This window comes from Kineococcus indalonis (assembly GCF_009906395.1).
Taxonomy (GTDB): Bacteria; Actinomycetota; Actinomycetes; order Actinomycetales; family Kineococcaceae; genus Kineococcus; species Kineococcus indalonis.
The window spans coordinates 1-8,816 of record NZ_JAAALM010000126.1; the positions used below are offsets into that span (position 1 = coordinate 1).

11 protein-coding genes and 1 tRNA gene are annotated in these 8,816 nt (G+C 76.0%); 5 read left to right on the forward strand and 7 right to left on the reverse strand.

Annotated elements, in window-relative coordinates; genetic code table 11:
- Nucleotides 1-158 precede the first annotated feature (158 nt).
- Nucleotides 159-833 (forward strand): Crp/Fnr family transcriptional regulator, encoded by a 675-nt coding sequence (locus tag GTR00_RS08515; RefSeq protein ID WP_166611208.1) that lies wholly within the window; start codon nt 159-161, stop codon nt 831-833.
- 27 nt (nt 834-860) lie between these two features.
- On the opposite strand, the gene GTR00_RS08520 is transcribed toward GTR00_RS08515, so the two are convergent.
- The 4 genes from GTR00_RS08520 to GTR00_RS08535 form a co-directional block, all read right to left on the reverse strand.
- Complete coding sequence (locus GTR00_RS08520) at nt 861-1,577, reverse strand: MBL fold metallo-hydrolase (RefSeq protein ID WP_166611198.1); 717 nt, start codon at nt 1,575-1,577, stop codon at nt 861-863.
- 80 nt (nt 1,578-1,657) lie between these two features.
- Nucleotides 1,658-2,137, reverse strand: coding sequence for a RidA family protein (locus tag GTR00_RS08525; protein ID WP_166611199.1), 480 nt, complete (start codon nt 2,135-2,137; stop codon nt 1,658-1,660).
- On the reverse strand, nt 2,134-2,292 hold the full coding sequence (locus tag GTR00_RS08530; protein WP_166611200.1) for a DUF4177 domain-containing protein: 159 nt from the start codon (nt 2,290-2,292) through the stop codon (nt 2,134-2,136). Before GTR00_RS08530 ends, GTR00_RS08525 begins: the two co-directional genes overlap by 4 nt.
- Before the next feature lie 78 nt (nt 2,293-2,370).
- The gene (locus tag GTR00_RS08535) at nt 2,371-2,745 is read right to left on the reverse strand and encodes a WhiB family transcriptional regulator (protein ID WP_166611201.1); all 375 of its coding nucleotides are present in this window, start codon (nt 2,743-2,745) and stop codon (nt 2,371-2,373) included.
- A 327-nt stretch (nt 2,746-3,072) separates the two neighbouring features.
- Here GTR00_RS08535 and GTR00_RS08540 point away from each other — a divergent pair, with 327 nt between their 5' ends.
- Together GTR00_RS08540 and GTR00_RS08545 are read left to right on the forward strand one after the other, a co-directional pair.
- Nucleotides 3,073-5,604: a transglycosylase domain-containing protein gene (locus GTR00_RS08540; protein ID WP_166611202.1), complete on the forward strand. Its 2,532-nt coding sequence runs from the start codon at nt 3,073-3,075 to the stop codon at nt 5,602-5,604.
- A gap of 2 nt (nt 5,605-5,606) precedes the next feature.
- Nucleotides 5,607-5,846 (forward strand): hypothetical protein, encoded by a 240-nt coding sequence (locus GTR00_RS08545; RefSeq protein ID WP_166611203.1) that lies wholly within the window; start codon nt 5,607-5,609, stop codon nt 5,844-5,846.
- A 13-nt stretch (nt 5,847-5,859) separates the two neighbouring features.
- Here GTR00_RS08545 and GTR00_RS08550 read toward each other — a convergent pair whose 3' ends face one another.
- A complete protein-coding gene (locus GTR00_RS08550; protein WP_166611204.1) occupies nt 5,860-6,327 on the reverse strand; it encodes a GatB/YqeY domain-containing protein in 468 nt (155 codons plus the stop codon).
- Nucleotides 6,328-6,393: 66 nt separating this feature from the next.
- On the opposite strand from GTR00_RS08550, the gene GTR00_RS08555 reads away from it, so the two are divergent.
- Nucleotides 6,394-7,314 (forward strand): metallophosphoesterase, encoded by a 921-nt coding sequence (locus GTR00_RS08555; RefSeq protein WP_166611205.1) that lies wholly within the window; start codon nt 6,394-6,396, stop codon nt 7,312-7,314.
- A gap of 90 nt (nt 7,315-7,404) precedes the next feature.
- Nucleotides 7,405-7,481, forward strand: a tRNA-Pro gene (locus tag GTR00_RS08560).
- Here GTR00_RS08560 and GTR00_RS08565 read toward each other — a convergent pair.
- Together GTR00_RS08565 and GTR00_RS08570 are read right to left on the reverse strand one after the other, a co-directional pair.
- The gene (locus GTR00_RS08565) at nt 7,460-7,852 is read right to left on the reverse strand and encodes a hypothetical protein (protein ID WP_166611206.1); all 393 of its coding nucleotides are present in this window, start codon (nt 7,850-7,852) and stop codon (nt 7,460-7,462) included. The two genes, GTR00_RS08560 and GTR00_RS08565, sit on opposite strands and share 22 nt — an antisense overlap.
- Nucleotides 7,853-7,872: 20 nt before the next feature.
- A partial coding sequence (locus GTR00_RS08570; protein WP_205705372.1) for a right-handed parallel beta-helix repeat-containing protein occupies nt 7,873-8,816 on the reverse strand: 944 nt, incomplete at its 5' end.

Consider the following 8,816-nt stretch of genomic DNA (forward strand, 5'->3'; position numbering starts at 1 on the left):
CCCCCAGTCTGCCGCACGCGGCCCCCGGCGGCCGACCGGGCCGCCGGGGGCCGCGTGCGGCAGACTGGGGGCGGCGCGTCCCGCCGGGGCGCACGGCCGCACAGGGAGGTTCGTCGGTGGAGCACGCGCGGAGCGACGGCGTCGCGGACGCCGAGAGCCTGGGGGACGTGGTCCGCCGCGCGCCGCTGTTCGCCGCCCTGGACGACGACGCCTCCGCCGAGCTGCTGCAGTCGATGGAGGCCGTGCACGTCGAGCGCGGCGAGGAGGTCTTCGCCGAGGGCGACCCCGGCGACCGCGTCTACGTGGTGCGCACCGGCAAGATCAAGCTGGTGCGCCGCTGGCCCGACGGCCGCGAGAACCTGCTGGCCGTCATGGGGCCGGGGGAGATGTTCGGCGAGCTGTCCCTGTTCGACCCGGGCCCGCGCACCAGCTCCGCGCGCGCGGTCTCCGAGGCGGACCTCATCGCCCTGCAGCACGACGACATGATGGCCTGGCTGACCCGCCGCCCCGAGGTCGCCAAGCACCTGCTGCAGGCGCTGGCGCAGCGCCTGCGCCGCACCAACGTCGCCCTGGCCGACCTGGTCTTCACCGACGTGCCCGGCCGCGTCGCCAAGGCCCTGCTGGACCTCTCGCGCCGCTTCGGGCGCCCCATCGCCGACGGCCTGCTCGTCGCGCACGACCTCACCCAGGAGGAGCTGGCCCAGCTGGTGGGCGCCTCCCGGGAGACCGTGAACAAGGCGCTGGCGGACTTCGCCTCCCGCGGCTGGCTGCGCCTGGAGGCGCGCGCCGTGGTGCTGCACGACGTCGACCGCCTGGCCCGCCGCGCCCGCTGAGGCGCCCGCCCAGGCGCCCGCGCCCGCTCAGCCGGGCAGCTCCACGCCCAGGTGCGCCAGCTGCGCGCGCACCGACGTGCGCGCCGCGTCGGCCAGGGTGCCCAGCAGCGCCTCGCGCGGCACCCCGTGCACGGCGCTGACCACGGCGTCCACGTCGGGCGCGCCGGCGTCCAGGGCGGCGCGCACCTGCTCCAGGCGCTGCAGCCGGTGCTCCAGCTGCACCGCCAGGGCGGCGCGGGCGTCGGGGCGCGCCGGGCCGTGGCCGGGCAGCAGCGCCCCCAGCGGCTGCGCGGCGTCCAGCACCACCAGCCGCCGCAGCGAGGACAGGTAGGAGGCCAGGTCGCCGCCGGGGGCCAGCACGGTGCTGCCGCGCCCCAGCACGCTGTCGCCGGTCAGCAGCGAGCGCTCGCCCTCGACGAGCGCGCACACGGAGTCGGCGGTGTGCCCGGGGGTGCGCAGCAGCACCAGGCGCAGCCCGTCCACCTCGTGCACCTCCCCCTCGCGCGCGTCCTGCGCGAGCAGGACGGGCGGGGAGCCGGCGGCGGCGGCGAAGGCGTCCACGCCGTCGGCGTGGTCGTGGTGGTGGTGGGTGGTCAGCACCAGGGCGCAGCGCAGGGCGCGCCCGGCCAGGTGGGCCAGCAGGGCGGCGCGGTGCGCGGCGTCCTCGGGGCCGGGGTCGACCACGACGGCCGCGCGGGCGCCGGGGGCGGCGAGCACCCACGTGTTGGTGCCCTCCAGCGTCATCGGCCCGCGGTTGGGCGCCAGGACGCAGGTGGCCCGGTCGGTGACCGGGCCACCGCGCCACGGGGCGCGGGGCGCCGGGCTCAGCCGCGCACCCGCACGGTGACCTCGACCTCCACGGGGGAGTCGAGGGGCAGCACCGCCACGCCCACGGCGCTGCGGGCGTGGCGGCCGGCGTCGCCGAGCACCTGCCCGAGCAGCTCGCTGGCGCCGTTGGCGACGGCCGGCTGGCCGGTGAAGGCCGGGTCGCTGGCGACGAACACCCCGACCTTGACGACGGCCTCGATCCGGTCCAGGCCGCCGGCGACCCCGGCGGCGGCGGCCAGCGCGTTCAGCGCGCACGTCGCGGCGAGCTGCTGGGCGGTGCCGGGGTCCACGAGCCCGTCGCCCTGGCCGACCTTGCCGGTCAGGGGCAGGCGCCCGTCCGTGAACGGCAGCTGGCCGGAGGTGTGCACCAGGTCGCCCGAGCGCACCGCCGGCACGTACGCGGCCACGGGGGCCGGCACCGCCGGCAGCGACAGGCCGAGCGCGGCGAGGCGCTCGGAGTGCGTGGCGGCGCTCACGCGCCGGTGGGGCGCTTGAGGTAGGCGACCAGGCCGTTGCCGTCGGGGCCGGTCACCACCTGCACGAGCTCCCAGCCGTCGGAGCCCCACTGGTCGAGGATCTGCTTCGTCGCGTGGACGATGAGCGGGACGGTCGCGTACTCCCAGGTCGTCATGGCGGCCACCGTAGTGCGCCCGCCGCGCCCCGCCCGCCCCGTCCCCGGGCCGGCGGGCGGGGCGCGGCGGGGCCGCGCTCAGACGGCGTGCAGGACGTCCTCGTCGACGCCCGGCGAGCCCACCGCCGCCCCTCCCGGGGCGGAGGTGCCCGAGCCGGTCAGGCTGCCGGCGGCGGTGGCCAGGTGCGCGTCGCGCGCGGCCTCCAGCAGCCGGCGCCAGGAGCCCACGTTGGGGCGGCGCTTGAGCAGCGCGCGGCGCTCGCGCTCGGTCATCCCCCCCCAGACGCCGAACTCCACGCGGCTGTCCAGCGCGTCGGCCAGGCACTCCGTGCGCACGGGGCAGCCCCCGCAGATCGTCTTCGCGCGGTTCTGCGCCGACCCCTGCACGAACAGGTCGTCGGCCGTGACGGACCTGCACGCCCCGCGGCTGGCCCACTCCAACGTCCACACCATCGACGGTCCCTCCCGTCACGCCCCCTCGCGGACCACCGCGGACGGTGGTTCCCCCCGGAGGGGACGACCCTGTGAATCCCCCTGACGCCCCGCGCAGGGGCGTGCTGGAAGCGTATGGTCGCCACGCTGCGCGGCGTCAGGGCCATTCGGGAGCAAATCGGGTAGTCCGTTGGAGCTAGTCGTGCTCACCGAGCGTGTTCCACGTCCCCCCTGAGGGGGGCGCGGCGGGGTCCGGGGCCGGTGGCGGGCCGGTCACGATCCTGCGGAGCGCTCGTGGAGGTCCCGCGGCGGCGGGGACCTGTCGCCGGCGTCGCCTACGCTGCTGGTATGGCGTCAGGTTCCACGCACCGTCCCCTGCTCCGGCTGCTCGGTGCCTTCACGGCCGTCAGCGCCGCGGCCGGCGTCCTGGCCGCCGGGCTCGTCGTGCCGGCGGTCGCGGCCACCGGCGCCACCGCCCGCATGGGCGTGGACCTCTTCAACGACCTGCCCGGCGACCTGGGCGACCAGCAGCTCTCGGAGTCCACCACGATCCTGTGGGCGGACGGCTCGGTCATGGCGCGGGTGTACGACCAGAACCGCTCGGTCGTCGCCCTGGACCAGATCGCCCCCGCCATGCGCGACGCGATCATCTCCATCGAGGACGAGCGCTTCTACGACCACGGCGCCGTGGACGTCAAGGGCATCGCCCGCGCGCTGGTCTCCAACGCCGGCGGCGGCGGCACCCAGGGCGCCTCGACCCTGACGCAGCAGTACGTCAAGAACGTCCTCGTCGAGCAGGCGGTGGAGCAGGGCGACTCCCAGGCCGCCGCCGCCGCCGTCGACGCCGACGGCATCGACGGCTACGCCCGCAAGCTCAAGGAGATGAAGCTCGCGGTCAACGTCGAGAAGGAGATGAGCAAGGACGAGATCCTCGCCGCCTACCTGAACGTCGCGTACTTCTACAACAACGTCTACGGCGTCGAGGCCGCGGCGCAGTTCTACTTCAACCGCCCCGCCGCCCAGCTGGACCTGCAGCAGGCCGCGGTGCTGGCCGGCCTGGTGCAGAACCCCGCCGGCTACAACCCGATCAAGAAGCCCGAGGCGGCCACCGCCCGGCGGAACGTCGTGCTCGGGCAGATGCTCAAGCTCGGCAAGATCGACCAGGCCGCCCACGACGCGGCCGTCGCCGCCCCGCTCGGGCTGGACCCGCAGTACTCCCGCCAGGGCTGCCTGGCGGCGGGGTCGGCGGCCTACTTCTGCGACTACGTCACCCACGTCATCGCCCAGGACCCCGCGTTCGGCGCCACCGTGGAGGACCGCCAGAACCTCCTCAAGCGCGGCGGCCTGACCATCAGGACGACCCTGGACAGGAACGTCCAGCAGATCACCCAGGACGCCGTGAACGCCGGCGTCAACCCCGGCCAGTCGCCCCGCGCCGCCTCCTCCGTCGTGCAGCCGGGCACCGGCAACATCCTGGCGATGGCGCAGGACACCACCTACTCGCCCGACGAGGACGTCGTCGGGCAGACCACGCTGAACTACAACGTCAGCAAGGACATGGGCGGCGGCGGCGGCTTCCAGCAGGGCTCCACCTTCAAGCCGTTCACGCTGGCCGCCTGGCTCAAGGCCGGCAAGTCGCTGAACTCGGTGGTCGCCTCGCCCAGCTCCGGCTCGGACCGGGTGAGCTCCTTCACCGCCTGCGGCTCCAAGATCCGCAGCGGCGAGACCTACAAGTACTACAACTCCGAGTCCCGCAGCTCCGGCTCGATGACCGTGCGCCAGGCCACCGCCCAGTCCGTGAACACCGCGTTCGTGGCGATGGAGAAGCAGCTCGACATCTGCGACATCGCCTCCACCGCGCAGTCGCTGGGCGTCTACAAGGCCGCCCCCACGAAGAACTTCCTCACCGGCGAGGTCAACCGCGACCTGGACCAGAACCCCTCGATGACGCTGGGCACCAACCTCGTCACCCCGCTGTCGGTCGCCGGCGCCTACGCCGCGTTCGCCGCCGAGGGCACCTTCTGCAGGCCCACCGCGATCACCGAGGTGCTCGACGGCGAGGGCAAGCCGCTGCCGGTGCCCTCGGCGGACTGCAAGCAGGCGCTGGACCCCAACGTGGCGCGCAACGTCACCGAGGCCCTGCAGGGCGGCTGGACCGGCGGCACCGCCCGGGGCGTGGAGCGCATCGGGCGCCCCGTGGCCAGCAAGACCGGTACCACCAACGACAGCGCCGACACCTGGTTCGCCGCCTACACCCCGCAACTGGCCTCCGCGGTGTGGGTCGGCCACGCCAGCGGCACCAAGTCGCTGAACAACCAGCGCATCAACGGCAGGCGCTACGGCCGCGTCTACGGCGCCACCATCGCCGGCCCCATCTGGGCCAACATCGTCGGTCCCGCCTCCAGCGCGCTGAACCTGCCCGTGCAGGGCTTCACGCCGGGCAGCGACGCGGGCCTGCGCACCACCACCCAGGACGGGCGGGTGCGCGTGCCCAACGTCGTGGGCCGCAGCGTCTCCTCCGCCACCGCGGCCCTGGAGTCCGCCGGGTTCCAGGTCAGCGTCTCCTCGCGGCGGGTGACCTCCCGCTCCGTGGACGCCGGCCTGGTGGCCCAGCAGAGCGCCCGCTCCGCCTCCCCGGGCTCCACGATCACCCTGACCCGCAGCGCCGGCGCCCCGGCGCCGGAGCCGGAGGAGAGCACCCGGGCGCCGGAGCCCACCCAGGCCCCGCAGCCCACCCAGGCGCCCGCTCCGCCGGCGAGCGAGCAGCCGGCCAGCGAGCAGCCCGCGGTGCAGCTGCCCGACGCCGAGGAGCTGCGCTCGCAGCTGCCCACCGCCGAGGAGCTGCGCTCGCTGCTGCCCACCCCGGGCGCGGAGGGCTGAGCGTGAGCGCGCGCCTGCTCGACGAGGCGTTGGGCAAGGCGCCGGCCGAGCGCACCCCCGGCGCGTTCCTCGAGCTGGACCGCACCCACCCCGACGTCGCCGCCCGTAAGGAGCTGCTGGTCTCCGTGCTGGCCGCGCTGGGGGCCCCCGACGCCTCCGCCGTGCCGCAGCGCCCCGCCGCGCTGGTCTCCCTGCTGCACGCCGTGACCGCGGCGTCGGCCGCGGCGGCCGCGTCCACCTGAGCCGCGGGGCGCCTCAGGCGCCCAGGCGCGCCCGCACCGCGCTGGACAGGCGCTTGCCGTCGGCGCGCCCGGCCACCTGCGGCTTCAGCCGCGACATGACCGCGCCCATGGCCCCCATGCCGGTCAGGCCCTCCCCGGAGGCGATGAGCACGGCCTCGTCCACCAGCCCGGTCAGCTCCTCGTCGGTGAGCGGGGTGGGCAGGTACGTCTCCACCACGCCCAGCTCGGCGCGCTCGCGCTCGGCCTGCTCGACGCGCCCGGCGCCGTCGTACGCCTCCGCCGCCTCGCGGCGCTTCTTCGCCTCGCGCTGCAGGACCGTGACGACCTCCTCGTCGGAGAGGGTGCGCGCGGACTTGCCGGCGACCTCCTCGCCGCGGATCGCGGTCAGCACCATGCGCAGCGTCGCCGAGCGCAGCTCGTCGCGGGCCTTCATGGCGGTGGTCAGGTCGGTCTGCAGGGTGTCCTTGAGGGTCTCGCTCACGAGCCCGATCCTCGCACCCCCTGTCCAGCGGGTTCCCCGCGCGAGCGGGGCTGCCAGGATGGGGCGATGCCGCAGCACACCGCCCTGAGGTCCGCGTCCGCCGCCGCCGGAGCGCTCGCGCTCGCCGGGGCGGCGGGCCTGGCGTACGCGTCCGGGTACGAGGTGCGCGCCTTCACCCTGCGCCACGCCGTGGTGCCGGTGCTGCCGCTGGGGAAGGCGCCGCTGCGGGTGCTGCACCTGTCGGACCTGCACCTCGTGCCCACCCAGCGCGCCAAGCGCGAGTGGGTGCGCCGCCTGGCGGACCTGCAGCCGGACCTGGTGGTCACCACCGGCGACAACCTCGCCCACGTCGACGCCGTGCCCGCCGTCCTGGACGCCTACGCGGGCCTGCTGGAGCGCCCCGGGGCGTTCGTGCTGGGCTCCAACGACTACTGGGCCCCGCAGCCGCGCAACTGGGCGGCGTACCTGTGGAAGCGCTCGGGCCCCGCCGAGGTCGACGGCCCGCGCCTGCCCACCGACGAGCTGGTGCGCGCCTTCACCGGCGCCGGCTGGGTGGACCTGGACAACGCCCGCACCCGCCTGTCGGTGCGCGACGTGGACCTCGAGCTCGTCGGCGTGGACGACCCGCACCTGCGCTACGACCGCTACGAGGACGTCACCGGCCCCGCCGCGCCCGACGCGGACCTGACGGTGGGCGTCACCCACGCCCCGTACCGGCGCACCCTGGACGCCATGACCGCCGACGGCGCGGACCTGCTCATCGCCGGGCACACCCACGGCGGGCAGCTGTGCCTGCCCGGCTACGGGGCGCTGGTGACCAACTGCGACCTGCCGCGCGAGCAGGCCAAGGGCCTCTCGCGCTGGTCGGCGGGCGGGCACGACGCCTGGCTGCACGTGTCCGCCGGGCTGGGCACCTCGCCGTACTCGCCGTTCCGCTTCGCCTGCCGGCCGGAGGCGACGCTGCTGGAGCTGGTCCCGCGCCGCTGACGGGCGGCCCGCGGGGTGCTGCTTCGGGGCGGGGGAGGACCCGGTGCGGAGCACCCCCGCGCGTCCGCTAGACTCTACGAGGTTGCTTCACGGGGTGTGGCGCAGCTTGGTAGCGCGCTTCGTTCGGGACGAAGAGGCCGCAGGTTCAAATCCTGTCACCCCGACCAGCACGATCCGCAGGCCCGGCACCGCAGACGCGGTGCCGGGCCTGCGGCGTTGCGGGCGCGTGGCGCTCACACCCGGCGGCCACGCGGGCCCCGTGCTCACCCATCCAGCTCAGCAGGCCCTCGAAGGCCCGCACCCCACCGCTGCGCCCCGCGGCCCGGTGCTGCGCCCGGGCCCGCTCGAAGCGCTGCGTCAGGGCGTCCACGACCGCCGCGGGGCTCGCGCCGGGGTACGCGCCGATCAGCGCGGTGGCGCTGAGCACGCGCGCGTCGGAGAGCCGGCAGGGGCAGCCGAGCACCACCTCGCCGTCGACGTGGCTGAGTCCCGCGGTCTGCGCCCCGCCGCTCAGCGCCTGCTCGGCCCGGTCCGCCACGGCAGCGGCCCCGCCCGCACTCACCCGGCCTGCGCGTCCGGCACCGGCTCCGGCTCGCGCGGCAGGATCGTGCCCGACACGCGCCCGCCGGTGCCGCACGGTTCGGCCTCGAAGGGCAGCGGGCCGCCGTCGCGGGTGAAGCGCGTGCAGGTGACCTCGATGAAGTCGCCGTCCACGAGGTACGTGCTGGGGTCGACGTGCTCGCCGTTCCAGCGGAAGTCGGAGCCGCTGATGCGCGCGTGGCACAGGAACGCCCCGAAGCCGTTGGTGTTGCGCTGCACGGTGGTGCGTTCCAGGACGGCGTGGCCGTCGGTGTTGCAGTACACGCCCGCGCCGCGGCTGCCGCGCACGGTGCTGTCGCGCACGACGAGCCCGTCCCAGCCGACCTGGAAGGAGTGCAGGCCGGTGCCGTTGCGGTCGGCGGTGGAGCCCTCCACGAGCAGGCGGCCCTCGTAGAGGGCGCCGGCGCCGGCGCCGTTGCCCACGAGCCGGGAGTCGCGCACGGCGAGGGCGCCCTCGAAGCGCACCTCGACGCCGGTGCCGTTGCCCTCCGCCCGCACCTGGCGCACGACCCCGCCGACGGGGCCCTGCTCGGGTTCGCCGTAGGGGTCGGTGCCGGCGAGCACGCCGGTGCCCCAGCCGGCCACGGTGCCGTTGCGCACCACGACGTCGCGGGCGGCCACCCGCACCCCGACCGTGCCGGAGCCGTCGTCCGGACCGGTGAGGCGGTGGCCGTTGAGGTTCAGCTCGACCCCGTCGGCGGCCAGGGTGATGCCGGTGCCACCGGGGCAGGCGACGTCGGCGGCCAGGCGGACGCTGGTGGTCAGGACCGCCCCGCACGGCACGACCACGGCGCGCGGCGGTGCGGCGGCGGCGGTGCCGGGGGCGAGCAGGCCGGCGGTGAGCGCGGCGGCGGCCAGGGCTGGTCGGTGGCGCACGGGGTCCTCCTGGTGGGGTGCGGGTG